The sequence below is a fragment of the Collinsella aerofaciens genome (genome assembly GCF_964243765.1).
GTDB lineage: Bacteria > Actinomycetota > Coriobacteriia > Coriobacteriales > Coriobacteriaceae > Collinsella > Collinsella aerofaciens_BU.
The window spans coordinates 79,707-103,690 of the sequence record NZ_CAXTGI010000004.1 but is presented as its reverse complement, the minus strand read 5'-3'; the positions used below and the strand labels follow the sequence as shown (position 1 = coordinate 103,690).

Genomic DNA, 23,984 nt, shown 5'->3' with positions numbered 1-23,984 from the left:
GCGATGGGGCCGATCGGTTTAGGACCGGTCGGCCCCTATTTTCTCTTAAGGCTACCGAACACTTTTGTCATATTAGGTGCCCACGGGGTCGCATCGCTGCGACGCCGTGGGCATAATGGTGTGGAAAGTGCAAGTTACGAGAAACGGGAGGACACATGGCGCTGATTTATGTCGTTGAGGACGACGAGCCCATTCGTCGTGAGCTTGTCGACATCCTTGCCCGCGCCGGGTTTGAAATCGAGGCCTGCGAATCGTTCGAGCATGTCTCGCGCGATATTCTCGCCGCCGCGCCCGACCTGGTGCTGCTCGACCTCACGCTTCCCGTCAAGGACGGCCAGCATATCTGCCACGAGGTTCGCCGCGAATCCGAGGTCCCCATCATCGTCCTCACCTCGCGCACGACCGAGATCGACGAGGTCATGGCCATGACGCTCGGCGCGGACGACTTTGTTCCCAAGCCCTATAGCGCGCGCGTGCTCGTGGCGCGCATCAATGCCTTGCTACGTCGCACCGCGGCGGCGGGCGAGCGCAGCACACTTGTCCACAAGGGACTGGAGCTCGATCTCGCTCGCTCCATGGTCATCAACATGCAAACCGGCACCAGTACCGAGCTCACCAAAAACGAGCTGCGTATCCTCTCGCTGCTCTTGGGTCGCGCGGGCAAGATTGTCTCGCGCTCGGCCATCATGCAGGACCTGTGGGACTCCGACGCCTTCGTGGACGACAACACGCTTACCGTCAACATCAACCGCCTGCGCACCACGCTCGAAAAAATCGGTATCAAGGGGTATTTGACGACGCACCGCGGCCAGGGCTATTCGGTCTAGGGGCCGGCTATGTCGTTTGCCAAATTCTTCAAAGATGCGCTGCTTCCCGTCGCCGTGTGGACGTGCGGCGTGCTGCTGAGCTGCTTTGTACTGACGGTCGCCGGCGCACCCGTTTCTATCGTGGTCGTGGCGGTCGGCGTGTCCTTTATCTTTGGTATGCTCGGCATCGTGATCGAGTACGCGCGCCGTCGTCGTTTTCTGCGCCAGCTGGAGCGTGCGGTAGGGGAGCTCGAGAGTCCCGCATGGGTGCAGGAGATGGTGCAATGTCCGACCTATGCCGAGGGCGAGCTCGAGTACGAGGTCTTGCGCCGGGTGGGCAAAGCCGCTTGCGACGAGGTTGCCGAAGGCAGGCGCCAGACCGATGACTATCGCGACTATATCGAGAGCTGGGTCCACGAGGCCAAGCTGCCTCTGGCGGCAGCCCATCTGATTTTGGAAAACCTGGACGGCAGCGAAGACGACCTGTCGCGTGTGGATGACCTGGGTCGCGAGCTGGCTCGCGTTGAGCGCTATATCGACCAGGCACTGTACTACGCGCGCTCGGAAGTCGTGGAGCGCGACTACCTGATTCGCCGCTGGGACCTTAAGACCTTGGTGACGGGTGCGATTAAGGCCAACGCGCGCGAGCTCATTGCGGCGCACGTGGCTCCGGTGTGCGAGAACCTCGACTTCGAGGTCTTTACCGACGAAAAATGGCTCGAGTTTATCCTGGGCCAGCTCATTCAGAACAGCATTAAATATGCGCGCGAGGACGGCGCGAAGATCGTGTTTTCGGGCGCGTTACTGGACGAGGGCCTGGCGAGCGAGCGCATCGAGCTCACCGTTGCGGACAACGGCTGCGGCGTGTGTGCGGCAGACCTGCCGCGCGTGTTCGAGAAGGGCTTTACCGGCGACAACGGCCGCACCACCAAGCGCGCAACGGGCATCGGCCTCTACCTGGTGGCGCGCCTATGCTCCAAGATGGGCATCGACGTCACGGCGGCATCCGACTCCGGCGAAGGCTTTGTCGTAACGTTCGCCTTCTCGACGAACAAGTTCCAATACTTTGAGTAGCCGGGCCGTCTTGCGCTGCGGACGGCTATGTTCCCGAACGTGAACTTAGCTAAGGCAACTGGCGTTATGTTCCCGAACGTGAACATAACTATGAGGCTCAAATGGATCTCCCAAAACAAAAACGTGCAGCCCAAACAAAACGTGCCGCCCCAAACGGGGCGGCACGCCATCTTTTATCAGCCAACTCGCTGAAGTAAGGCTGCGAAGGCCGCGAGGCCGGGAGGGGTTTCCTAAGGGCACATCCCGCAGCCGCAACGCGGCGAGGACGTGCCCGTGGAAACCCCGCAGGCCCCGCGGCCGGTGGGAGCAACGCTACTTTACGACCAAAATGTCGCAGTCGGTATTGCGCAGCAGGAACGTCGAAATCGAACCCAGAAGCGCATACTTGATCGAGGACAGGCCGCGAGCGCCGCAGAGCACCAGGTCGGGCTTGACCACGTCGAGCATCTCGTCTTTGAGCGTCTCGCGAATACGACCGGCACGTATCATGACCTCGACCTCGGGAATATCGGGATTGGCCTTGGCCTCTTCGAGCTGCTTTTCGATGGAGTTCTTAAAGGCCTCCTCCAGACCGTTGACCAAATCGACCGGATAGGAGCCGGCGCTCTCGAGCGCCGTGGAATCGATAACGTGGCCGATAATCAGCTTGGCGCCGTTGTTCGCGGCGACCTTGATGGCGCGTGCGAGCACAAAATCCTGCTGCTCAGTACCGTCGAGTGAAACAAATACCTTGGTGTAACCCTCGTTCATGGTTTCCTCCTTGGTCTATCGCACGGGCGCGGGGCTCGTGCGTCGGGCGGGCGCGGGTGCGTTGACCGCCGGACACTTTATCTTGTTGCAGTTATACCCAAGGATTTCGGTTTAACTGCTCGCAATTCTGTGAACGGGCGAGTTTTTTGGTAAGGGTAGGCGCGGTCGCACCGCCAACGGTTGATAATGGGACATCGCCCGCATCGTCCGCAGAACATCTACCGGCGGGTGTCTAACGAGGGGGTCCCTTTGGATATCATCGAGCTTTTAAAATCTGCCTTCATGGGCCTGGTCGAGGGCATCACCGAATGGCTGCCCGTTTCGTCGACCGGTCACATGATCTTGGTGGACGAGTTCGTCAAGATGAACGTGAGCGAGACGTTCTGGAACATGTTCCTGGTCGTGATTCAGCTTGGCGCCATTTTGGCCGTCTGTGTGCTGTTCTTCCATGAGCTCAATCCGTTCTCGCCCAGCAAGGGCAAGGAGGGCCGTCACGACACCTGGGTGCTGTGGGGCAAGATTGTGCTCGGTTGCATTCCTGCGGCGGCGATCGGCCTGCCGCTCAACGACTGGATGGAGGAGCATTTCTACAATGCTCCCGTCGTGGCGCTGGCGCTCATTGTGTACGGCGTGCTGTTTATCGTGATCGAGAACTGGCGCGCGAGCAAGCGCGAGGAAATGGCCGTTGCCGGTTCGTTTGGTTCGCGTGCTGTGGTGTCGGGTGGACGTCCCGCCGGTGCGCACTTTGCGGCGCCCGCCACGGCTACCGCTGAGGATGAGGACGATGACGAGAATCTGGACTTTGGTTCCATCGCCACGCTCGAGGATCTAAGCTGGAAGACTGCGCTGGGTATCGGCTGCTTCCAGGTGCTTTCGCTGGTGCCTGGTACGTCTCGCTCCGGTTCTACCATCATCGGCGGCCTGCTTTTGGGCTGCACGCGCTCGGTGGCGTCTAAGTTCACGTTCTTCCTGGCCATCCCTGTCATGTTTGGCGCGAGTGCGCTCAAGCTGGTCAAGTACTTCATCAAGGGCGGCACGTTCGGCACCAACGAGATCGCCATCTTGGGCGTGGGCTGCGTCGTCGCCTTTGTGGTGTCGCTCATTGCCATCAAGTGGCTTATGGGCTTCGTTCGCCGTCACGACTTCAAGTGCTTCGGCGTCTACCGCATCATCCTGGGCATCGTGGTGCTCGCGTACTTCTTCGTTCTGGAGCCTATGCTCGGCCTGTAACTTGGTTGACGCTGCGCGGCGGCCAGAGCGACAACTTGTCATTCAACGAGGGCGGCATGACCAAAAGGTCTATGCTGCCCTCTTTTTTGGGCGATGGGGTGGGTCCGATGGTGGCGCACGGAGTCGTGGTGTGATTTGCGTCGGTGTCCGCGCGGCTCGGTATACTGGTACGGCTCAAACTATGGCGCTGCCCGCAGGCGCGCCGTCCGTCAGATGAGGAGTCGCCCATGACCCAGCCCCTGCCCTGGGAAAAGAATGCTGCGGTACCCGTGCCGCCCGCGCCGGAACCCGTGCCACTCGATGCATACACCGCCCCCGCTGCGCCGGAGCCCGAGCTCGTTCCGCTCGACATCTACGACGCTCCTGCGCCGGCACCCAAACCCGCCAAGCCGCTCGTCGACATCGACAGCCTTAATCCCGCCCAGCGCGAGGCGGTCCTGACCACCGAGGGCCCGTTGCTGGTGCTCGCCGGCGCCGGCTCGGGCAAGACCCGCGTCTTGACCTTCCGCATCGCACATATGCTCGGCGACTTGGGTGTTAAGCCTTGGCAGGTTCTTGCCATTACGTTTACCAACAAGGCTGCGGCAGAGATGCGCGAGCGTCTGACGGCACTCATCCCCAGCGGCACCCGTGGCATGTGGGTGTGCACCTTCCATGCCATGTGCGTGCGCATGCTGCGCGAGGACGCCGATCTGCTGGGCTACACCGGCCAGTTCACCATCTACGATGACGATGACTCAAAGCGCATGGTGCGTGACATTATGCAGGCGCTCGGCATCGAGCAAAAGCAGTTCCCCATCAACATGATCCGCAGCAAGATCAGCTCGGCCAAAAACGCCATGATCGGCCCCGAGGACATGCTCAAGAGCGCCGATAGCCCCAATGACAAAAAGGCCGCGCAGGTCTACCTGGAGCTGGAGCGCCGCCTGCGCGCCGCCAACGCGATGGACTTCGACGACCTGCTCGTGCGCACGCTCGAGCTGCTGCGCACCCGCCCCGAGGTGCTCGACAAGTATCAAGAGCGCTTCCGCTACATTAGCGTCGACGAGTATCAGGACACCAACCACGTCCAGTACGAGATCGCCAACCTGCTGGCCGCCAAGTACCAAAACCTTATGGTCGTGGGCGACGACGACCAGTCCATTTATAGCTGGCGTGGCGCCGACATCACCAACATCCTGGACTTTGAGCAGGACTTTAAAAACTGCAAGACCGTCAAGCTGGAGCAGAACTATCGTTCTACGGGTCATATCCTGAGCGCCGCCAACGCCGTGGTGCGCCACAACTCGCAGCGCAAGGACAAGCGCCTGTTTACGGCCGAGGGCGATGGCGAGAAGATTCAGGCCTTCCAGGCGAGCGATGAGCGCGACGAGGGTCGCTGGATTGCCGGCGAGATCGAGAAGCTGCATGCCAAGGGCACGAGCTACGACGATATCGCCGTGTTCTATCGCACCAACGCCCAGTCGCGTATTCTCGAAGATATGTTCCTACGCGCGGGTGTGCCCTACAAAATCGTGGGCGGCACGCGATTCTTCGACCGTGCCGAGATCCGCGACGTCATGGCCTACCTCAAGATGATTGTGAACCCGGCCGACGAGATGAGCGTCAAGCGCGTCATCAACACGCCGCGCCGCGGCATCGGCTCCACCTCGATTCAAAAGATCGAGCAGCTGGCGCGCGACAACCGCTGCTCGTTCTTCCAGGCCTGCGAGATTGCAACAGCCGAGACGGGCATGTTTAGCGCCAAGGTGCGCAACGGCCTTTCGAGTTTTGTGGCGCTGGTGCGCGAGGGCCGCCGCATGGACGGCGAGCTCAAGGACGTCGTCGAGATGATTGTCGATAAGACGGGCCTGCTGCAGGCTTTTCGCGCCGAGGGCACCATGGAGTCCGAGAGCCGCGCCGAGAACATCCAGGAATTCCTGGGCGTCGCCGCCGAATTTGAGGAGACACACGAGGATATCGAGGGTACGCTCGAGAGCTTGGAAGAGCTGCGCGCGGCCGGTGTTGCCGACGTGCCGTCCGGCGCCGAGTCCGAGCCCGTCGTGGTGAGTGCGCTCGCGTCCGAGCCGGGGCCGTCCGCTCCGGCATCCTCGTTTGAGGCACTTGTCGGCGCTCGTGACGCCGCGGGCTCCAATCCGCTCGATAGCCTAGCCGCCCCGGCGCTCTCGCCGCAGGATGCCTTGGCCGCCGCCATCGCGGGCAACGCGTATACCGTGCCAACAGAGCTACCGGCGGGTGCCGTGCATGCCGACGAGATCGAGCGCACCTACGGTCCGCTCACCTGTAAGGCGCTGCCGGCACTCATGGAGTGGCTGGCCCTGCGCTCCGACTTGGATTCCCTGGCCGGCGAGACGCATGCCATTACCATGATGACCATCCACTCCGCCAAGGGCCTGGAGTTCCCGGCGGTGTTCGTGGCCGGCATGGAGGAGGGCATCTTCCCGCACGTGCACGACTTTGGCGGCAGCGATGATCCGGGTAAGCTCGAGGAAGAGCGTCGCCTGGCCTACGTCGCCATTACGCGTGCCCGCAAACGCCTGTTCTTGACCTACGCGGCCACGCGTCGTACCTACGGCTCGACTTCTGCCAACCCGCGCTCGCGCTTCCTCAACGAGATTCCGTTTGAGGATATCGAGTTTAGCGGTATCGGTTCTGCCGGTTTTGAGGGCACGGGCTGGGAGAAGCGCGGCGACCGTCACGGCACCTTTGGCTCGGGCATGGGCTCGGATATGTATGGCGGCAAGGTGTTCGGTTCGCATACGCGCTCGACCGGCGGCTCCGGATCGCGCGGCGGATCGAGCTTCGACGATTTCTTTGGCGGCAGCAGCTACGGGACCGAGCGCCATCGCGGGGTCTCGCCCGATGCCGGCCGTGTTGCCTCGACCTTTGGCTCGGGTGCACCGCGAGCCAAAAAGCCGTCGTCCAAGGTGTCGCCGACAGTGGAGCGCAAGGTCGATCGCGCCAGTGCATCGCAGGACTTTGCCGCGGGCGATATCGTGAGCCACAAGACCTTTGGCACGGGTACCGTGATCTCGGTCGCGGGAGACATGATCGAGGTCCAATTCGAAAAGACCGGCCAGACCAAAAAGCTTATGAAGGGCTTTGCGCCTATAGTGAAACTGACCTAGGCGGCTTTCCCAGGCACGGCACCTCGGCCTTCAATCGTCGGGCATGACCTCAAGGTCTATGCCCTCCTCTTTCAGGCCGATCTGCCGCACCTGGAAAACCCGTACATCCGACTAGGCGGGCGTATAGGGCAACATCGCCTGCTCGGGCAGTCCTGCGCAAGGTGGAGAGCACATTAAGTGCTCTCCTTTGCGTGCGGAACTCGCGACCGACGTTGCCCTATACGCCCGCCCAGGTCCTCAGGTAGCGCAGCTTGCGATCGGCGCTCTGCTCGGTCGCTTTTTGGTCTGGAGAGCCGGGTGGGCTGAATAATTAGACATGGCAAGGGGCTCCCCCGTTGATGAGCGGGAGTGCCCCTTGTTGCGTTTGGGTTGTTACCTTGTGGTTTTGGTGATTGAACGTTTTATACTGTTCAGTATAATTTTAGATAGTAACTAAAACGTTGGTGAAATGAAAATGGTGATAGGGAGTGTTAATATCCTGTCCCCCGAAACGCATCTTCTCCTTAGAGCTCGCTATCGATCCAAGGCCGGTAGAGGTGCAGATTCCCCGTATGTATCTCGAGCGGTTTTCGCTTCATTTGGCGCAGCTTGGCACGTCTGAGCAAGGTGGCTTTATTGTTGCCGAGCCAAAAGAGCTGCCCAGTGTTATTTCGGCACGAAACATTGTTGATGCCGTGCGCAAGGTCGATGCTCGTCCGGTGGCAATTTGCTGGGATGCCATGGATTTGGGCTTTATGCATGCGCTGGCTTCGGAGGGAATTGCATATATTCGAGATGGGCAGAATACGTTTCTGCCGTTTATGGGTGCCTTCATTTCTGATGAGATACTGAACGCTCCCTCTGCAGCCCCGCTTTCACCCCAATCCCAGCGAGTCGTATTAAATTACATTGCAGGGCGATGGGTTGACTGTTCTGCCGGCGACCTGGCGCGCCTGTGTGGTAAAAGCGCGGCGAGCGTAAGCAACTATCTTTCAGAAATTGCCGCTATAGCTCCTGGATTGATTGTGCGGGATGGCAAAAAGCGTATATTGCACGACACCGGGTTGTCGACCGAGACGTTGCTAGACGGGTTTGAGGACTACCTTCGCTCGCCAGTTATAGAACGCATCCGGCTTAAGGAGGCAGTCGACAGGGTAGATTTGCGGGCCGTTGATGCGCTGCTTTCCGGCGTGTCTGCCCTTAGCTATATGTCCGACCTTGCTCATGATGGCTCTGCCCCAACCATTGCTCTCGAAAAGTATCAGCTAGAGGCCTTAAAAGAGCGTATGGGTGACAGATGGCTGGAGGCCCAGTGGTACGAATCGGCTGCTATCGAGATTGAGGTTTGGTCGTATCCCGTGGACGAGCCGTCCGATGTTAGCTTTGACACCGCGGGCCTGCAATGCGTTGACCCGTTTTCCTTATATGTTGCCTGCGCGAAAGCAGACTACAAAGACGACCGTCTGCTCGATGCGGTCGAACAGCTCAGGAGGACGATATGCCAAAAGTAAGGGGAATAGAGCGGTTTGCCGCTGCCATGAGCAATTGCGAGGGCGGCTATGTCCTTATTGGCGGAGGAGCCTGCAGCGTTCTATTTGACAGCGAAGGTGATTCATTTAGGGCTACCGAAGATTTGGATGTTGTTGTAATTGTTGATGGAAATAGCATCGAATTTGCCACTGCATTTTGGATATTTATCAAAATCGCTGGATACGAGATTGGAAAAGTCGGCGATGGAAAGTGTACTTACTATCGATTCCGTTTACCCGAAGGATCAAGGCAGGCCTTAGATTATCCCGGCCAAATCGAGTTGTTTGCCCGGCATCCAGACTTTACGCTTGAAGATGAAACGAGCGAAGTGGCTCCTCTATCCTTTGACGGAGCGATATCGAGTCTCTCTGCCATTATTCTCGATGATGGCTACTATGAGTTTATTCGTGATAACGCAACGAACGTAGGGGGCGTCACGTTGCTCGATGCACTCCATATCATTCCCCTTAAGATGCGTGCGCACATTGATATCAACAGAAGTTATGAGGAAGGACGTCGTTGCAATAGCATTGATCGACGAAAGCATCGTTCGGATGTTGCTCGGCTTGCTGGTTTGTTGCCGCCTTCGGCTCGTTTGGAGCTAACAGAGCAAATGAGGATTGACGCAGAGGATTTTTTTGCGGACTTTTCTTCTTATGTAGATCGGCAGACCAACCGTAAGGAAAGGACACGACTTCAGGACACGTTATCGTTTCTGGAGAGGGTCTATTTGTAGGCGTCGTGATTCGTTATACATGGCAAGGGGCTCTCCCGTTTGATGGGCGGGGGAGCCCCTTGTTGCTTTTTGATTGTCGTAACTAGCCAGAGGCTCGCCGGGACGGGCGCGGGGTTTGGCCGATCGCGAGTTCCGCACGAGCCGGAGAGCACTTAATGTGCTCCCCGTGCGAGCGGGACTGCCCGAGCAGGCGACCAATCCCCGCGTCCATCCCGGCGAGCACTCGGGTACCAGTGACCTACAGGTGGCTAATAATCAGTTCCATCTTGCCTTCGAGGTCGATGGAGGTGACGGTGCTGGGGGCCAGGAGGTGGCTTCCCTTGTGGACGGGGTCGCCGCAGACGGTGCCTTCGCCGTCGATGACCGACAGGCACATGAAGGGCCAGCGCTGCTCGAGGGTCTTGCTGCCGTCGACGCGCACGCGATCGACGGTGTAGCAGGGGTTGGACTCGAGCTCGGTCACGCCGTCGACCTCGGGCGCGGTCACGGTGCCGTCGGTCGGCGCCTGAACATCAAAATCGATGCAGTCGAGGCTCTGCTCAATATGCAGCGGGCGCAGCTTGCCGTCGGTGCCGGGGCGGTCGTAGTCGTACAGGCGATAGGTCACATCGCTCGACTGCTGCGTCTCCAAAATGAGCGTACCGGTCTTAATAGCGTGCACGGTACCGGAGTCAATCTGGAAAAAGTCGCCCTTGTGAATCGGCAGCACGTTGAGCATGTCGTCCCAGCGGCCATCTTCGATCATCTGCGCTGCCTCGGCGCGGTCCTTGGCGCGCTGGCCGACGATGATCGTGGCACCGGGCTCGCAGTCCAGCACATACCAGCACTCGGTCTTGCCCAGGCTGCCGTTCTCGTGCTCGGCAGCGTACTCGTCGTTGGGGTGAATCTGGATCGAAAGGTCGTCCTTGGCGTCCAGAATCTTAATAAGCAGCGGGAACTCCTTGCCCTCGCAGTTGCCAAAGAGCTCACGGTGCTCGGCCCACAGCCACGACAGCGTGTGGCCGGCATACGGGCCCTCCGCAATCTGGCAGTCGCCGTTGGGATGGGCCGAGATGGCCCAGCACTCACCGATGGGACCCTCGGGAATGTCGTAACCAAATACGGTTTCGAGCTGGCGGCCGCCCCAGATCTTCTCGTGGAAGATCGGCGTCAGTTTAATCAAATCGGACATGTTCATACCCCCATGGTGTTGTGCGGTTGCCCACTCTAAACGAGCCATAACGAGCGCCCGCATGACTACAAAACTATGCCAACGTTACGTTGTGCAGCTCAAAGCGGTCACCAACGTTGCGCGAGATCGAATGCTCAAAGGCGGTGCCGCTATCCAAAAAGCCAATCTGGTTGAGCTCGAGCAGGGGAGAGCCGGGTTTGGTGTCCAGGCGCTCAGCCTCTTCCTCGGTTGCCGCTACGGCGCGAATGGTGCGGTGGAAGCTCGAAATCTTCAGCCCGCATTGCTCGCGGATGAAGCTGTAGACCGATCCATACAGGTCTTTCTTTTTAAGGCCCGGAATCAGCTCGAGGGGCATGTAGGTGTACTCGATAACGATGGGCTTCTCGTCGACCTGGCGCACGCGCACGATGTGATAGGCAAAGTCATCCTCGGCAATTCCCAGCCGAGTCGCAACCTCTGCCGGCGGATTGACAATCGAGAAATCGTAGACCACCGAGGTTACCTTCTCCCCGCGGTGCTCATACGAAAAGCCCTGGGCGCGGTCGTTCTTGCCCTGGAAAAACGCCTTGTCGGGAAGCCCCGCCGTGTCTTTAACGTAGGTGCCCGATCCGCGCCGGCTGGTAACAAGACCCTCCTCGGTGATCTGCTCGATAGCTCGTTTGACGGTGATTTTGGAAACGCTATAGAGCTCACAGAACTCAACGACGGTGGGTAGCTTGTCGCCCGGTTTAAGAGCGCCATCCTCGATGCTTCGACGGATATCTGCAGCTATCGCCTCGTATTTGGGAATCATGGAACCTCCTTTCCGACATATAAGAATACGCAAGTAAGTATAACCCCCAACGAGGCGCCCATATTACTTTTATATAAGAAGTCCGAGAAAGAAAAAACAAAAAGACGCTTTACTTTAGAAATTAGAGCGCTATAGTCGTATGCAACGAACGGAACCCTGCCGCCGGCAGGGCCGACCGTTTGGGGACGGTTTTGTTTTGGCGGGCTGGATACCCGGATAACCGGTGCGCGCCCGCGCCGGATAACTTGCCAAAGCAAACCCGTCTCCAACCGAAAGCTCTAGACACGAAAGCGAGGACTTTGATGGCTCAGTATCAGCTGCCCCGTGACTTCTTCTTTGGCGCCGCTATGTCCGGCCCGCAGACTGAGGGTCAGTGGAACCAGGGCGGCAAGCTCGAGAATCTGTGGGACACCTGGTCCATCCAGGATCTGGGTTCGTTCTATAACCGCGTTGGCTCTTATGCTGGCAATGACTTTATGGCTAAATACCAGGAGGACCTTCGCATTTTGAAGGACTTGGGCCTGGATACCTACCGCACCTCCATCCAGTGGAGTCGCCTGCTCGATGCTAACGGCAACCTCAATGAGGAGGGCGCCGCGTGGTATCACGAGCTGTTCCGTGCCTCTCGCGAGGCCGGCCTGGAGCCGTTTGTCAACTTGTACCACTTTGACATGCCCACCTACCTCTTTAACCGTGGCGGCTGGGAGAGCCGTGAGGTCGTCGAGGCTTACGCGCATTACGCCGACGTCGCCTTCCGCGAGTTTGGCCAGGAGATTAAGTACTGGTTCACCTTTAACGAGCCCATCGTCGAGCCCGAGCAGCGTTATCAGGAGGGCGTGTGGTTCCCGCAACTCCACGACTTCAACCGCGCTCGCGCCGTGCAGTATCACATCTCGCTGGCACATGCGCTGGCCGTGGCCAACTATCGTAAGGCCTATGACGAGGGCGCTATTCGCGCCGATGCCAAGATCGGCATGATTAACTGCTTTACCCCGGTCTACACCAAGCAGAACCCCAGCGAGGCAGACATCGAGGCCGTGCGTATGACCAGCGGCATCAACAATCGCTGGTGGCTCGACCTTATTACCAAGGGCGAGCTTCCCGCCGACGTGCTCGACAGCCTGGCCGAGGGCGGCGTTAAGCTCCCGTTCCGTGCCGGCGACCAAGAGATTCTCAAGCAGGGTGTTGTCGACTGGCTCGGCTGCAACTACTACCACCCCACGCGTGTTCAGGCGCCGGCGAGCAAGGTCGACCAGTACGGCCTGCCGCACTTTGCCGACGAGTACGTATGGCCCGACGCCGTTATGAACGAGAGCCGCGGCTGGGAAATCTACCCGCAGGGCCTCTACGACTTTGGCATGGACTGCGCTAAGAACTACCCCGATCTTGAGTGGTTTGTATCCGAGAACGGTATCGGCATCATGGACGAATACAAGAACCGTGACGCCGAAGGAACCATCCAGGATGACTACCGCGTCGACTTTGTGCGCCAGCACCTGGAGTGGGTCGCCAAGGCAATCGCCGAGGGCGCCAAATGCCGCGGATACCATTACTGGGCCGTCATCGATAACTGGTCTTGGGCCAATGCCTTTAAGAACCGTTACGGCTTTGTCGAGGTCGACCTCATGGACGGCTACAAGCGCCGCCTTAAGAAGTCGGCGGCCTGGCTCAAACAGGTCGCCACGACCCACGTGGTTGATTAGCGACCGGGCGAACGCCCAGACCGCGCGCCGCCGCGCGCAAAACATGGCACATCTGGTGGCAGAGGGCGACAGACCACCGTGCGCATAGGAAAAGGCCGGATTTGAAAGTTAGGAGCAATCATGGCCAGTGACAACGGAAAGAGCTTCCTCGACAAGTTTGCCGAGGTCTCTGCGAAGGTGGGAAACCAGGTTCACCTGCGTTCCCTGCGCGATGCCTTCGCGACCATCACGCCGCTCTATATCCTTGCGGGTATCGCGGTTCTTATTAACAACGTCGTGTTCCCCCTGTTCCCGCTCGATGCAGCGGGCCTTGCCAACCTTCAGACCTGGGGTTCGGCAATTACGCTGGGCACCCTCAACGTCTCTGCCATTATCTTGGCCGGATTGATTGGCTACAGCCTCGCTAAGAACGAGCGCTTCGATAACCCGCTTGCCTGCGTGGTCGTCGCCATCTCTGCTTTCGTCATCATGATGCCGCAGCAGATCACCGCCACGCTTGCCGCCACGAGCCCGCTGCTCACCGACAAGATCACCTCTGCCGAGGTCACGGGCGCCCTTTCGACTGCCAACACCGGCACCAACGGCCTGTTCGCGGCTATCATCATCGCCCTGCTCTCCGTCACGCTCTTCATTAAGATTTCCGGCGTCGAGAAGCTTAAGGTCAAGCTGGGCGAGGGTGTGCCTCCCGCGGTCTCCAACTCCTTTAACGTCATGATCCCGATGCTGCTCAACCTCTCGATCTTCGCCATTGCCGCGGCTCTGCTCGCCGTGTTTGCCGGCACCGATCTGTGCACCATCATCTCCACGTGCATTTCCAACCCGCTCAAGAGCATCATGAACGCCGGTCCGTGGGCTGTTATCCTCATCTACACTCTTGCGAACCTGCTGTTCTGCGTCGGCATTCACCAGTCCACCATCTCTGGCGCTACCGTCGAGCCGATCCTGACCATGCTCATCGTCGACAACATGGCTACCTTTGCCGCCGGCGGCACCATCCAGCCCGATCACTACATGAACATGCAGATCGTCAACAGCTTCGCCCTTATCGGCGGCTCGGGCTGCACCCTCATGCTCCTGCTCGATACCTTCCTGTTCTCTAAGAACAAGGCTTCCAAGACCGTTGCCAAGATGGCTATCGTTCCTGGCTTGTTTAACATCAACGAGCCGGTCATCTACGGTTACCCCGTCGTGTACAACCTGCCGCTCATGATTCCGTTCGTGCTTCTTCCCGACCTGTTCATCGGCATCACCTATGGCCTGACCTGCGCGGGCATCATCAGCCCCTGCATCGCCCAGGTGCCTTGGACCATGCCTCCCGTCATTAACGCCCTGCTTGCCACGGGCTTTGACTGGCGCGCCGGCGTGTGGCAGGCCCTCGAGCTTGTCATCGGCATGGCTGTCTACCTGCCTTTTATGAGGATCTCCGAGAAGGCCATCGCCAAGCAGGAGGCCCTTGCCGAGCAGAACGCCTAAACGGTTCGTTTTCCCTTCCACCGTTGCGGGCACCGGTACGCGGTGCCGATGCCCGCGGCTCTCCTCTTGTGTGAAGACGCAGGGGGTGGGTACAGTAGCCGCAAGGAATAAAACCAGTTGTCGTCTGCGCGCCGCGCAGTTATAAGGAGGAAACCATGAAGAAGATCATGCTTTGCTGCAATGCCGGCATGTCCACGAGCCTGCTGGTCCAGAAGATGCAGTCCGAGGTCGCAAGCCGTGGTCTGGACATCGAGGTCGAGGCCCGTCCTATGAACGAGGCTCACGATCACCTGGACGAGTGCGATATCTTGCTGCTCGGCCCGCAGATTGGCTACACCAAGGGCGATTTTGAGAAGGAGGCCGCTGGCCGCTTCCCGGTTGAGGTCATCAACATGGTCGACTACGGCCGCATGAACGCTGCTGGCATCATCGACCACTGCGTCAGCGTGATGGGCTAGGTGCAGCGCATGGAGGATATGAACGAGCTGCAGATGACCTGCTTCGAGATCATCAGTTTCGTCGGAACCGCCAAGAGCATGTACATCAATGCCGTGCAAAAGGCCAAGGAGGGCGATTTTGACGCCGCCGAGGAGCTTATTAAGCAGGGCGACGAGGCTTACAACGGTGGCCACGATGTCCATATGGGGCTCCTTAAAAAGGAGGCCAACGGCGAGCGTAACGGCGAGGCCCCGCTGATTCTGCTGCATGCCGAGGACCAGATGGCCGGCACCGAGACCATGCGCGTCATGGCCACGGAGCTCATCGAGGTCCACAAGCTGCTGCAGGCGCTTAAGGCCTAGTCGGCGTTATCGCCGCGATGGACCGCGGTCCAACAGACAACACAGTCCCTTTGACGGGCGCCGGGAGTCTCCGCCTCCCGGCGCCCTTATATTTGGCGAAGGCCCTGCGCGACCTTTTGAGCGGTCGTTTGCGTTTTCCCAGATAAAACCTGCCAAAACAAACCTGTCCCTTTTTGGCAGGTTTTTGTCTTGGGAGCGGTACCATACAGGCAATGTTTAAACGAGAAAGGTGGGCTCCCATGGAACCTAAGCAGTACTATATCGGCATCGACGTCGGCGGCACTTCGGTTAAGGAGGGCCTGTTCGACGAGGACGGCAACCTGCTTGCCAAGGCCAGCGTGCCCACGCCTCCCATCGTTGATGCTGCGGGCTTTGCCGCGGTGACCGAGGCTATCGACCAGGTGGTCGCCAAGGCGCAGATCCCGCGTGCCTTTGTGGCGGGCATTGGCCTGGCCGTTCCGTGCCCCATTCCGGCTTCGGGCGATGCCAAGGTCAAGGCCAACATTGCCATCAACCTGCCCGAGCTTAGGATCGCCATCCAGGAGCACTGCCCCGACGCGGTCGTTAAGTACGAGAACGATGCCAACGCCGCTGCCATGGGCGAGGCCTGGCTCGGTTCTGCCAAGGGCGTGCAGAACGTGGTGATGGTCACCATCGGTACCGGCGTGGGCGGCGGCGTTATCGTCAACGGCGACGTGGTGTCGGGCGTTGTGGGCGCCGGCGGCGAGATTGGCCACATGTGCCTGAACCCCGAAGAGGAGCGCACCTGCGGCTGCGGCGGCCATGGCCACCTGGAGCAGTATTCCAGCGCCACCGGCGTGGTGAGCAACTACCTTGCCGAGTGCAAGAAGGCAGGCGTCGAGCCCATCGAGCTCACCGGGCCTTCTGATTCCAAGGACGTGTTCCAGGCCTGCCGCGAGGGTGACAAGCTCGCGCTGGCAGCTGCCGATACCATGGCCGACTATCTCGGCCGCGCCCTGGCGCTTATTGCCAACGTGGTCGATCCCGAGATGTTCCTGATCGGCGGCGGTGCTTCCGCTTCGGCCGATGTCTACCTCGACAAGGTTCGCGAGCACTTTAAGCAGTACGCGCTTTCCGCCTCGCGCGAGACGCCCATTAAGGTCGCTTCGCTCGGCAACGACGCCGGCATCATCGGTGCCGCCTACGTAGCCCTGCGCGCCGCCGGCAAATAGCTGGTGCAAGGGGGCCAGGTTACTTTGCACCAACATGGTGCAAAAGGGACAGCCTTGGCCTCCATGCCTGCCCCAAAATATGCCGTGCTCCTTCCGTCTGCGAAGGCTCGGCATCGGCGTGCTACCATAGCTACGTCCAAGTACACATATCAAGTGGAGGATATCCATGGCAAACGTTCTTGTCTTTGGTCACCAGAACCCCGATAACGACGCCATCATGAGCGCCGTCGTCCTGTCCCAGCTGCTCAACCAGGTTGAGTATGCCGGTAACACCTACGAGGCCTGCGCCCTTGGTCAGCTTCCGGCAGAGTCCGCCAAGCTGCTTGCCGACGCCGGCATCGCCGAGCCCCGCGTGATTGAGTCCGTCGAGGCCGGTCAGCTCGTCGTTCTCACCGACCACAACGAGTCCGCCCAGTCTGTCGCCGGCCTTAAGGACGCCACGGTCTTTGGCGTTGTCGATCATCACCGCATCGGCGACTTCGAGACCGCCGGCCCGCTGCACTACATCTGCCTGCCCTGGGGCTCCAGCTGCACCATCGTCACCAAGCTCGCCGGAGTGCTCGGCGTTGAGCTTTCCGACGTCCAGGCCAAGCTGCTGCTCTCGGCCATGATGACCGATACGCTCATGCTCAAGAGTCCCACCACCACCGATGTCGACCGCGCTGTCGCCGCCAAGCTCGGCGAGCAGGTGGGTGTCGACCCGGTCAAGTTTGGCATGGAGGTCTTCCTCACCCGTCCGTCCGGCTCCTTCACCGCAGCCGAGATGGTCGGCAACGACATCAAGATGTTCGAGCCCGCCGGCAAGAAGCTGCTCATCGGCCAGTACGAGACCGTCGACAAGAGTCGTGCTCTCGGCATGATCGACGAGATTCGCGAGGCCATGCGTGCCTACGCCGCCGAGAAGGGTGCCGATGGCATTGTCCTGTGCATCACCGACATCATGGAGGAGGGCTCGCAGGTCCTGCTCGAGGGCGAGACCGAGGCCGCTCAGAAGGGCCTGGGCATTGCCGACGAGCACGACGGCGTCTGGATGCCGGGTGTCCTCTCCCGTAAGAAGCAGGTCGCTGCCCCCATCATGGCCGCCTGCTAGGTTTAGTTGACCAAACGCCACGACCGGATCGCGGACGTCCCGCGCTCCGGTCGTTTTTTGTGCACGGCGCCGCGTCGTCTCTTGGACAGGCGTGCCCGTGCCGTTGAGCAAATAATGTTCAACCTGTGGTTCCGCTTTTCGGCCACGCCTGCGTGCTTGTCGTGCAGGGTAGGCTAGATGCAAGCGTAATACGTTAGAGCGCGGCGCCGCCACTTGGGCGGGCCGTGCTTTTTTAAGACGGGAGCTTTCCCGTGAAAGGAGCCGCCCATGGCAGCAACTGAGCAGCTGTTCAACGTTCGTGAGCGCAAGCGCTTTGAACGTCACGACATCTGGGAGCGCATCGCCGAGAACGGTACGATTTCCGCCGCCGTCATGGTCTTCGCCGCCATCGCCGCCGTCATTTGCGCCAATACCGATGCCTACGAGGCCATCCATCACTTTTTGGAGACCCCGCTGTATGTGGGTCTGGGCAACCTTACGGCCGGTCTCACCGTTGAGCTTTTCGTCAACGACTTCCTCATGGCGATTTTCTTTTTGTTGGTGGGTATCGAGCTTAAGTACGAGATGACGGTCGGTGAGCTCAAGAATCCGCGTCAGGCCATGCTTCCCATGCTGGCGGCCGTGGGCGGCGTTGTCGTTCCCGCCTGCATCTACCTGATCTTTAACCATGCCGGCGCCCGCAACGGTTGGGCCATCCCCATGGCAACCGATATTGCCTTTGCGCTGGGCGTGCTGTCGCTTTTGGGCAATCGCGTGCCCAACGGCGTGCGCGTGTTCTTCTCGACGCTCGCCATCGCCGACGACCTCATCTCCATCGCCGCCATCGCCATCTTCTACGGTCAGAGCCCCAATCCGTTTTGGTTGGGCGCCGCCGCGCTTGTGACCTGCGCGCTCGTGTGGCTCAACAAGACGCAGCACTACCGCCTTGCCCCGTATTCGGTACTGGGTCTGCTGTTGTGGTTCTGCATGTTCAAGAGCGGCGTGCACGCTACGCTTGCTGGCGTCATCTTGGCCTTTACCATCCCGGCCAAGTGCGGTGTCAAGCTCGATAGCCTCACCGATTGGCTGGGCGAGTGCCTGCCGTTGCTCGACGACCGCTACGATGACGAGGCACACATCCTGGGCCAGCATGACTTTACCGTCTCGACCACCAAGGTCGAGCGTGTCATGCACCGCGTGACCCCGCCGCTTATCCGCATGGAGCGTCTGATCTCCACGCCGGTCAACTTTGTGATCCTGCCGATCTTTGCCTTTGTCAACGCGCAGGTTCGCCTGGTGGGCGTGGACATGAGCACGCTGCTCACCGACCCGGTGACGCTCGGCGTGTACTTTGGCATGCTGCTGGGCAAGCCGATCGGTATCTTTGGCATGACGTTTGCCCTGGTTAAACTCAAGATTTCCGAGTTGCCGCACAATGTCAACTGGCACATGATCGCCGGTGTGGGCATTCTGGGCGGTATCGGCTTTACCATGTCGATCCTCATCAGCGGCCTCGCCTTTCCCACGGCCCAGTTTGAGGTCTTGGCTGCCAAGGCCGCCATTCTTGCCGGATCCGTTACCGCCGCGGTGCTGGGCATGATCTACATGAGCGTGGTCTGCAAGCACCCCGCGACCAAGGACGAGTAAAAGGACATACAAGATTGAAAACGCCGCCTGTGAACACCACCACAAGCGGCGTTTTAGTCGTTTAAGAACGTCCCCTGGATAGTCATTGGGGACGTACTTAAATGAGTGGTTCTATTCATTTAAGTACGTCCCCAATGAGTGGGTTTATTCCACGGTGCCGTAGACGGCGCCCCAGCCGTGGGCGGCAAGGGCGGAGTTGAGCTGGTCGCACAGCGATTGACGGTCGTAGTAGCCGGGCGGCAAAAGGTTCACGATTTCCATGAGGTCGGGCGCCAGGTCCAAGATTTCGGCCTGTACGATCAGATCCAGGCGATCGATGGCGTGACGGTCGTAAAACAGTCCGTCGACCAGGCGCTGCAGCTCGCCGAATTCCTCGGCCTGAAACGATCCGTACTCCATAGTGCCTCCTTGGGCGCCCCACGCCGGCATGCGCGGCGATTCGTAATTTATTGCGATGAACTTAATCTATCACGGCTTCATAACGTTGCGGCGGTGGCGGTCTATACTTAGACGAACTGCAACGTCCCGCTTCGCGAAAGGTCGCACCCATGCAGACGATCTACCAGAAGATGGAAACCACCGAACTCGATGCCGCCATCGAGGCGCTCAAGGCCGAGGTCGCCGAGGTCAAGGCCAAGGGCCTGGCGCTCGATATGGCTCGCGGCAAGCCGTCGCCTTCCCAGGTGGACATCTCGCGCCCCATGCTCGATATTCTCAATGCCGACGCCGATCTGCACGACGGCAACGTCGACTGCTCCAACTACGGCTGCTTTGAGGGCATTCCCTCGGCACGCAAGCTGGCAGGGGAATTCCTAGGCTGCCCCGCCGAGCAGACGCTCGTGCTGGGCTCGTCGAGCCTTTTGATTGAGCATGACATCGCCGGCATGTTCTGGCGTTGCGGCTCGTGCGGCAGCGAGCCCTGGGATGCCTACGAGGCCGCGCACGACGGCAAGAAGGTCAAGTTCCTGTGCCCTGTTCCCGGCTACGACCGCCACTTTGGCATCACCGCCGACCTGGGTATCGAGAACGTCCCCGTCGCGATGACCGACAACGGCCCCGACATGGACGAGGTCGAGCGCCTGGTTGCCGCCGACGACTCCATCAAGGGCATCTGGTGCGTGCCCAAGTATTCCAACCCCACGGGCATCACTTTTAGCGAGGACACCGTGCGTCGCCTGGTTGAGATGCCCACGGCCGCGCCCGATTTCCGCATCTTCTGGGACAACGCCTACTGCGTGCACGACCTGTACGACGAGACCGACGAGCTCGCCAATATCTTCGACCTCGCGCGTGCGGCAGGCACCGAGGACCGCGTGGTGGCCTTTGCCTCGACGTCCAAGATCACCTTCCCGGGCGCCGGCATCGGTTTTATCGGCGCGAGCCCCGCGGTCATCGCTGAGTTCTCCAAGCGCCTCAAGGCCGGTCTGATTAGCGCCGACAAGCTCAACCAGCTGCGTCACGTGCGCTTCCTTCCCACCATCGAGGCGGTCAAGAAGCACATGAAAAAGCATGCCGAGTTCCTGCGCCCGCGCTTTGAGGCCGTTGAGCGCAAGCTCACCGAGGGCCTGGGCGACACGGGTTGCGCCACCTGGACGCATCCCCGCGGCGGCTACTTTGTGAGCTTCGATGGTCCCGAGGGCTCGGCCCAAAAGGTCGCCGCGCTCTGCGCCGACTTGGGCGTCAAGCTCACGCCGGCCGGTGCCACCTGGCCTTATGGCAAGGACCCGCGCGACACCAACATCCGCATCGCGCCGAGCTATCCCACGGTCGAGGACCTGGAGGCCGCGCTCGATGTGCTGGTGCTGGCCGTTAAGCTTGTCGCTGCCGAGCTTGCGCGTGCCGAGCGCGCCTAACGCGTAGGGCCCCGCAAGTCCGCGCCTAGTACTATCCGCACTTTCGATACGTAAAGGAGCGTATACATGGATTTGGGTATTTCCACAAACCCCACGCCAGAGCTCTACACCATTAAGGTGACCGGTGAGATCGATATCTCTAACGCCGATAGCCTGCGCAATGCCATCGACCTGGCACTCGAGCAGCCCACCGAGGCCGTTGAGCTCGATTTTGCCCAGGTGAGCTACATCGATTCGACGGGCATTGGCGTGCTCGTGGGCGCCGCGCACCATGCGGTTGACCACGGCAAGCGCTTTAGCTGCACCAATGTGCAGCCCCCGGTGATGCGCGTGGTTCAGCTGTTGGGTGTCGACCAGGAGATTTCGATCACCGCTGCATAATCTTTGCCCCAAAAGGGCGTGCCGTTTGGCATATGTTTGTGATGCGCTCGGACGTTTTGGCGTCCGGGCGCTATACTTGACCGAATGAATAGACGAGTTCCGGCCGAATGGCGCGGTGCGGGCTCGAATCACATCGAGCCTTGGAGGTATGTGTGTTTGGTATTGGAGAAGGTGAGCTGGCAATCATCGTGGTCTTCGGCTTTTTGCTGTTTGGCCCGGATAAGCTCCCGCAGATGGGCCGTACGATCGGCCGTGCCATCCGTCAGTTCCGCGAGACGCAGGAAAAGATGACGGCGGTTGTCCAGTCCGAGATCATCGATCCGGTAAGCGAGGCCGCTTCGGCTCCGGTCAAGCCCAAGAAGGCTGCCGTCGATGACGATTCCGATGCGGACGAGGATGCCGCCGAGACGGTAGCGCCCGCCAAGAAGGAGACCTTTGCCGAGCGTCGTGCCCGCCTTGCTGCCGAGAAGGCCGCGAGCGAGGCTGCCGCCGAGGGCGAGGGTGCTGCTGAGGAGTCCGAGGCCGAGGGTGCCGAGGCCGAGCCTGCCGCTGCCGCCGAGCCTGCCGTCGAGCCCGAGCCTGCTGCAGAGCCCGAGCCCGAGCCGGCAGAGCCCACGACGGCTGACCTCTACGCCCGTCGTCCCCGCAAGCGCAAGGCCGTCGTCGACCAGCTCGCTCGCGAGCTCGAGGCCGAGGACGCTGCCGAGACTGCTGCCGCCGACGCCCCGAAGGGAGGCGATGAGTAATGCCTATCGGACCTGCTCGTATGCCGCTCTTCGATCACTTGGGAGAGCTCCGTCGCCGCCTGACCATCGTGGTCGTGTCGGTGTTTGCCGCCGCCATCGTGCTGTACTTTGCCACGCCCGTGGTGCTCGATATCCTGGAAGACCCCATCCGCTCGTTTGTGCCGGACGGTAAGTTCTACATCACCACCACACTCGGCGGCTTTGGCCTGCGCTTCTCGCTGGCCATCAAGATGGCCGTGGTCATGTGCACGCCCATGATCATCTGGCAGATCCTGGCATTTTTCCTGCCGGCGCTGCGCCCCAACGAGCGCAAGTGGGTCGTGCCCACGGTGCTCGCCTCGACAGTGCTGTTCTTCCTGGGTGCCATCTTCTGCTATTTCATCATCATCCCGGCGGGCTTTGAGTGGCTCATCGGCGAGACCTCGGCCGTCGCTACGGCGCTGCCCGACCTGGAGAACTACGTCAACATGGAGCTGCTCTTTATGATCGGCTTTGGTGTGGCGTTTGAGCTGCCGCTCATCATCTTCTACCTGTCCGTTTTCCACATCGTGTCCTATGCGGCCTTCCGCAGCGCCTGGCGCTACGTGTACGTAGGCCTGCTCGTGGGTTCGGCTGTGATTACGCCCGACGGCTCGCCCGTTACGCTGGGTCTCATGTATGGCGCCCTGCTCTCGCTCTACGAGATTTCGCTCGCCATCGCTCGCGTGGTCATCACCGCGCGCGAGGGCAAGGAGGGCCTGTTCGTGAGCCGTCTGGACCTGTTCTCGGACGACGAGGACGACGAGGAGTAAATCGGTATGCACGAGGTTGGCATTGTCAACGGCATACTCGATACAGTGATTCGCGCGGCGCGTGGGGCGGGGGCCTCGCGCGCCGTTTTGGTAACGCTTCGTATCGGGGATATGACCGAGGTCGTGCGCGAGGCACTCGACTTTGCGTGGGAGACGTTTCGCGATGAGGACCCGCTCACGCGCGGCTGCGAGCTTGCCGTGGAGGAGGTCCATCCACAAAGCGAGTGCCTGGACTGCGGCGAGGTCTTTGAGCACGACCGTTTCCATTGTCGCTGCCCCCAGTGTGGCGGCGCCAACGTGCGCCTGCTGCACGGCCGCGAGCTCGATATCGCAAGTATCGAAATCGAAACCCCCGACGATTAGCCCGCTAGCCATCTAATGATGGGGTATAAAGGGGCCAAAGTAAGGAGCGCTAAGTATGGCCGAGAAAACGATTGATATCGCGTCGCCGATCCTGTCGCGCAACGAGCGCCTGGCAGACCAGCTGCGTCAGCGATTTAATGAGGCAGGCACCTTCGTGATCAATGTGCTGTCGAGCCCCGGCTCGGGTAAGACCACCACGATTCTGGGCACCAACGAGCGCCTGCGTGACAAGGCCGGCCTACGCTGTGCCGTCATCGAGGGCGATATCGCCTCGGATGTCGACGCCATCACCATGAAGGAAGCCGGCATGCCCGCCATCCAGATCAACACGGGCGGTCTGTGCCACCTCGAGGGCAACATGATCATGGAGGCTGTCGATGCCTTCGACCAGGCTGTGGGTCTGGAGAACATCGACGTCATCTTTATCGAAAACGTGGGTAACCTGGTCTGCCCGGTCGACTTTGACCTGGGCGAGAACCTGTCCATCATGATTCTCTCGGTGCCCGAGGGCGACGACAAGCCCATCAAGTATCCGGGCATCTTCCAGCACGCCGGCGCGCAGCTGCTCAACAAGGTCGACGTGGCCCCGGCTTTCGATTTTGACATGGATAGGTATACTAAGACACTCGATGACCTCAATCCGCAGGCGCCGCGGTTTGCCGTGAGCGCGCGCAAGGGCGAGGGCATGGATGCCTGGTGCGATTGGCTCATCGGGCAGATTGAGCAAGCAAGGGCGTAAGTCGGCCGCCATACGGGCGGGCGTAGCCG

At 60.2% G+C, this 23,984-nt stretch carries 23 protein-coding genes; 19 read left to right on the top strand and 4 right to left on the bottom strand.

Translation table 11 applies throughout. The features are described from left to right. The first annotated feature begins 155 nt into the window (after window positions 1-155). Together ACESSC_RS04255 and ACESSC_RS04250 are read left to right on the top strand one after the other, a co-directional pair. Window positions 156-827 carry a response regulator transcription factor gene (locus ACESSC_RS04255; protein WP_373161358.1) on the top strand — a complete coding sequence of 224 codons (672 nt, stop codon included), beginning with the start codon at window positions 156-158 and terminating at the stop codon, window positions 825-827. A 9-nt stretch (window positions 828-836) separates the two neighbouring features. Beyond that, on the top strand, window positions 837-1,880 hold the full coding sequence (locus tag ACESSC_RS04250; RefSeq protein ID WP_373161357.1) for a sensor histidine kinase: 1,044 nt from the start codon (window positions 837-839) through the stop codon (window positions 1,878-1,880). Between the two features lie 312 nt (window positions 1,881-2,192). Here the strand turns inward: ACESSC_RS04250 and ACESSC_RS04245 are convergent, their stop codons facing one another. Continuing rightward, window positions 2,193-2,630 carry a universal stress protein gene (locus tag ACESSC_RS04245; protein WP_117583590.1) on the bottom strand — a complete coding sequence of 146 codons (438 nt, stop codon included), beginning with the start codon at window positions 2,628-2,630 and terminating at the stop codon, window positions 2,193-2,195. Between the two features lie 249 nt (window positions 2,631-2,879). On the opposite strand from ACESSC_RS04245, the gene ACESSC_RS04240 reads away from it, so the two are divergent. From ACESSC_RS04240 to ACESSC_RS04225, 4 genes are all read left to right on the top strand, one after another. Continuing rightward, window positions 2,880-3,860, top strand: a complete 981-nt coding sequence (locus ACESSC_RS04240; protein ID WP_117766421.1) for an undecaprenyl-diphosphate phosphatase — start codon at window positions 2,880-2,882, stop codon at window positions 3,858-3,860. Between the two features lie 227 nt (window positions 3,861-4,087). Then, the gene (locus ACESSC_RS04235) at window positions 4,088-6,988 is read left to right on the top strand and encodes an ATP-dependent helicase (RefSeq protein ID WP_373161355.1); all 2,901 of its coding nucleotides are present in this window, start codon (window positions 4,088-4,090) and stop codon (window positions 6,986-6,988) included. A gap of 551 nt (window positions 6,989-7,539) precedes the next feature. Continuing rightward, complete coding sequence (locus ACESSC_RS04230; RefSeq protein WP_117799804.1) at window positions 7,540-8,478, top strand: hypothetical protein; 939 nt, start codon at window positions 7,540-7,542, stop codon at window positions 8,476-8,478. Then, the gene (locus ACESSC_RS04225) at window positions 8,466-9,233 is read left to right on the top strand and encodes a hypothetical protein (protein ID WP_117799803.1); all 768 of its coding nucleotides are present in this window, start codon (window positions 8,466-8,468) and stop codon (window positions 9,231-9,233) included. The genes ACESSC_RS04230 and ACESSC_RS04225 overlap by 13 nt, the downstream gene beginning before the upstream one ends. 238 nt (window positions 9,234-9,471) lie before the next feature. Here the strand turns inward: ACESSC_RS04225 and ACESSC_RS04220 are convergent, their stop codons facing one another. Both ACESSC_RS04220 and ACESSC_RS04215 read right to left on the bottom strand, forming a co-directional pair. After that, window positions 9,472-10,404, bottom strand: coding sequence for a type I phosphomannose isomerase catalytic subunit (locus ACESSC_RS04220; RefSeq protein ID WP_373161353.1), 933 nt, complete (start codon window positions 10,402-10,404; stop codon window positions 9,472-9,474). 73 nt (window positions 10,405-10,477) lie between these two features. Further along, window positions 10,478-11,197, bottom strand: a complete 720-nt coding sequence (locus ACESSC_RS04215; RefSeq protein ID WP_373161352.1) for a GntR family transcriptional regulator — start codon at window positions 11,195-11,197, stop codon at window positions 10,478-10,480. Between the two features lie 302 nt (window positions 11,198-11,499). Here ACESSC_RS04215 and ACESSC_RS04210 point away from each other — a divergent pair, with 302 nt between their 5' ends. The 7 genes from ACESSC_RS04210 to nhaA all read left to right on the top strand — a co-directional run bounded on the left by ACESSC_RS04210 (window position 11,500) and on the right by nhaA (window position 19,082). Beyond that, window positions 11,500-12,900: a glycoside hydrolase family 1 protein gene (locus ACESSC_RS04210; RefSeq protein ID WP_373161351.1), complete on the top strand. Its 1,401-nt coding sequence runs from the start codon at window positions 11,500-11,502 to the stop codon at window positions 12,898-12,900. A 120-nt stretch (window positions 12,901-13,020) separates the two neighbouring features. After that, window positions 13,021-14,373, top strand: coding sequence for a PTS sugar transporter subunit IIC (locus ACESSC_RS04205; protein WP_117799799.1), 1,353 nt, complete (start codon window positions 13,021-13,023; stop codon window positions 14,371-14,373). 155 nt (window positions 14,374-14,528) lie between these two features. Then, the gene (locus ACESSC_RS04200) at window positions 14,529-14,831 is read left to right on the top strand and encodes a PTS sugar transporter subunit IIB (RefSeq protein WP_117735519.1); all 303 of its coding nucleotides are present in this window, start codon (window positions 14,529-14,531) and stop codon (window positions 14,829-14,831) included. A 9-nt stretch (window positions 14,832-14,840) separates the two neighbouring features. Continuing rightward, window positions 14,841-15,173 (top strand): PTS sugar transporter subunit IIA, encoded by a 333-nt coding sequence (locus tag ACESSC_RS04195; protein WP_199570242.1) that lies wholly within the window; start codon window positions 14,841-14,843, stop codon window positions 15,171-15,173. A 239-nt stretch (window positions 15,174-15,412) separates the two neighbouring features. Next, complete coding sequence (locus ACESSC_RS04190; RefSeq protein WP_233539868.1) at window positions 15,413-16,366, top strand: ROK family protein; 954 nt, start codon at window positions 15,413-15,415, stop codon at window positions 16,364-16,366. A gap of 166 nt (window positions 16,367-16,532) precedes the next feature. Then, on the top strand, window positions 16,533-17,456 hold the full coding sequence (locus ACESSC_RS04185; protein ID WP_006235927.1) for a manganese-dependent inorganic pyrophosphatase: 924 nt from the start codon (window positions 16,533-16,535) through the stop codon (window positions 17,454-17,456). Between the two features lie 267 nt (window positions 17,457-17,723). Then, window positions 17,724-19,082 (top strand): Na+/H+ antiporter NhaA, encoded by a 1,359-nt coding sequence (gene nhaA, locus ACESSC_RS04180; protein ID WP_373161347.1) that lies wholly within the window; start codon window positions 17,724-17,726, stop codon window positions 19,080-19,082. Between the two features lie 144 nt (window positions 19,083-19,226). On the opposite strand, the gene ACESSC_RS04175 is transcribed toward nhaA, so the two are convergent. Then, window positions 19,227-19,481 (bottom strand): hypothetical protein, encoded by a 255-nt coding sequence (locus ACESSC_RS04175; protein ID WP_373161346.1) that lies wholly within the window; start codon window positions 19,479-19,481, stop codon window positions 19,227-19,229. 149 nt (window positions 19,482-19,630) lie between these two features. On the opposite strand from ACESSC_RS04175, the gene ACESSC_RS04170 reads away from it, so the two are divergent. From ACESSC_RS04170 to hypB, 6 genes are all read left to right on the top strand, one after another. Next, window positions 19,631-20,935: an aspartate aminotransferase type Ic gene (locus ACESSC_RS04170; protein WP_373161345.1), complete on the top strand. Its 1,305-nt coding sequence runs from the start codon at window positions 19,631-19,633 to the stop codon at window positions 20,933-20,935. A gap of 66 nt (window positions 20,936-21,001) precedes the next feature. Next, window positions 21,002-21,316: an STAS domain-containing protein gene (locus tag ACESSC_RS04165; protein ID WP_035137695.1), complete on the top strand. Its 315-nt coding sequence runs from the start codon at window positions 21,002-21,004 to the stop codon at window positions 21,314-21,316. A 152-nt stretch (window positions 21,317-21,468) separates the two neighbouring features. Continuing rightward, window positions 21,469-22,062: a twin-arginine translocase TatA/TatE family subunit gene (locus tag ACESSC_RS04160; protein ID WP_373161343.1), complete on the top strand. Its 594-nt coding sequence runs from the start codon at window positions 21,469-21,471 to the stop codon at window positions 22,060-22,062. Further along, window positions 22,062-22,853 carry a twin-arginine translocase subunit TatC gene (tatC, locus tag ACESSC_RS04155; protein ID WP_055285525.1) on the top strand — a complete coding sequence of 264 codons (792 nt, stop codon included), beginning with the start codon at window positions 22,062-22,064 and terminating at the stop codon, window positions 22,851-22,853. The genes ACESSC_RS04160 and tatC overlap by 1 nt, the downstream gene beginning before the upstream one ends. Before the next feature lie 6 nt (window positions 22,854-22,859). Continuing rightward, window positions 22,860-23,216, top strand: coding sequence for a hydrogenase maturation nickel metallochaperone HypA (hypA, locus tag ACESSC_RS04150; protein ID WP_117565013.1), 357 nt, complete (start codon window positions 22,860-22,862; stop codon window positions 23,214-23,216). Between the two features lie 55 nt (window positions 23,217-23,271). Beyond that, a complete protein-coding gene (gene hypB, locus ACESSC_RS04145; RefSeq protein ID WP_373161342.1) occupies window positions 23,272-23,955 on the top strand; it encodes a hydrogenase nickel incorporation protein HypB in 684 nt (227 codons plus the stop codon). The last annotated feature ends 29 nt before the right edge of the window (window positions 23,956-23,984 follow it).

Excerpts from the sequence above, each read along its gene's own strand:
- ACESSC_RS04255 (WP_373161358.1), top strand. The coding sequence starts at position 156 with ATGGCGCTGATTTATGTCGTTGAGGACGACGAGCCCATTCGTCGTGAG.
- ACESSC_RS04250 (WP_373161357.1), top strand. The coding sequence starts at position 837 with ATGTCGTTTGCCAAATTCTTCAAAGATGCGCTGCTTCCCGTCGCCGTG.
- ACESSC_RS04245 (WP_117583590.1), bottom strand. The coding sequence starts at position 2,630 with ATGAACGAGGGTTACACCAAGGTATTTGTTTCACTCGACGGTACTGAG.
- ACESSC_RS04235 (WP_373161355.1), top strand. The coding sequence starts at position 4,088 with ATGACCCAGCCCCTGCCCTGGGAAAAGAATGCTGCGGTACCCGTGCCG.
- ACESSC_RS04230 (WP_117799804.1), top strand. The coding sequence starts at position 7,540 with ATGTATCTCGAGCGGTTTTCGCTTCATTTGGCGCAGCTTGGCACGTCT.
- ACESSC_RS04225 (WP_117799803.1), top strand. The coding sequence starts at position 8,466 with ATGCCAAAAGTAAGGGGAATAGAGCGGTTTGCCGCTGCCATGAGCAAT.
- ACESSC_RS04220 (WP_373161353.1), bottom strand. The coding sequence starts at position 10,404 with ATGTCCGATTTGATTAAACTGACGCCGATCTTCCACGAGAAGATCTGG.
- ACESSC_RS04215 (WP_373161352.1), bottom strand. The coding sequence starts at position 11,197 with ATGATTCCCAAATACGAGGCGATAGCTGCAGATATCCGTCGAAGCATC.
- ACESSC_RS04210 (WP_373161351.1), top strand. The coding sequence starts at position 11,500 with ATGGCTCAGTATCAGCTGCCCCGTGACTTCTTCTTTGGCGCCGCTATG.
- ACESSC_RS04205 (WP_117799799.1), top strand. The coding sequence starts at position 13,021 with ATGGCCAGTGACAACGGAAAGAGCTTCCTCGACAAGTTTGCCGAGGTC.
- ACESSC_RS04200 (WP_117735519.1), top strand. The coding sequence starts at position 14,529 with ATGAAGAAGATCATGCTTTGCTGCAATGCCGGCATGTCCACGAGCCTG.
- ACESSC_RS04195 (WP_199570242.1), top strand. The coding sequence starts at position 14,841 with ATGGAGGATATGAACGAGCTGCAGATGACCTGCTTCGAGATCATCAGT.
- ACESSC_RS04190 (WP_233539868.1), top strand. The coding sequence starts at position 15,413 with ATGGAACCTAAGCAGTACTATATCGGCATCGACGTCGGCGGCACTTCG.
- ACESSC_RS04185 (WP_006235927.1), top strand. The coding sequence starts at position 16,533 with ATGGCAAACGTTCTTGTCTTTGGTCACCAGAACCCCGATAACGACGCC.
- nhaA (WP_373161347.1), top strand. The coding sequence starts at position 17,724 with ATGGCAGCAACTGAGCAGCTGTTCAACGTTCGTGAGCGCAAGCGCTTT.
- ACESSC_RS04175 (WP_373161346.1), bottom strand. The coding sequence starts at position 19,481 with ATGGAGTACGGATCGTTTCAGGCCGAGGAATTCGGCGAGCTGCAGCGC.
- ACESSC_RS04170 (WP_373161345.1), top strand. The coding sequence starts at position 19,631 with ATGCAGACGATCTACCAGAAGATGGAAACCACCGAACTCGATGCCGCC.
- ACESSC_RS04165 (WP_035137695.1), top strand. The coding sequence starts at position 21,002 with ATGGATTTGGGTATTTCCACAAACCCCACGCCAGAGCTCTACACCATT.
- tatC (WP_055285525.1), top strand. The coding sequence starts at position 22,062 with ATGCCTATCGGACCTGCTCGTATGCCGCTCTTCGATCACTTGGGAGAG.
- hypA (WP_117565013.1), top strand. The coding sequence starts at position 22,860 with ATGCACGAGGTTGGCATTGTCAACGGCATACTCGATACAGTGATTCGC.
- hypB (WP_373161342.1), top strand. The coding sequence starts at position 23,272 with ATGGCCGAGAAAACGATTGATATCGCGTCGCCGATCCTGTCGCGCAAC.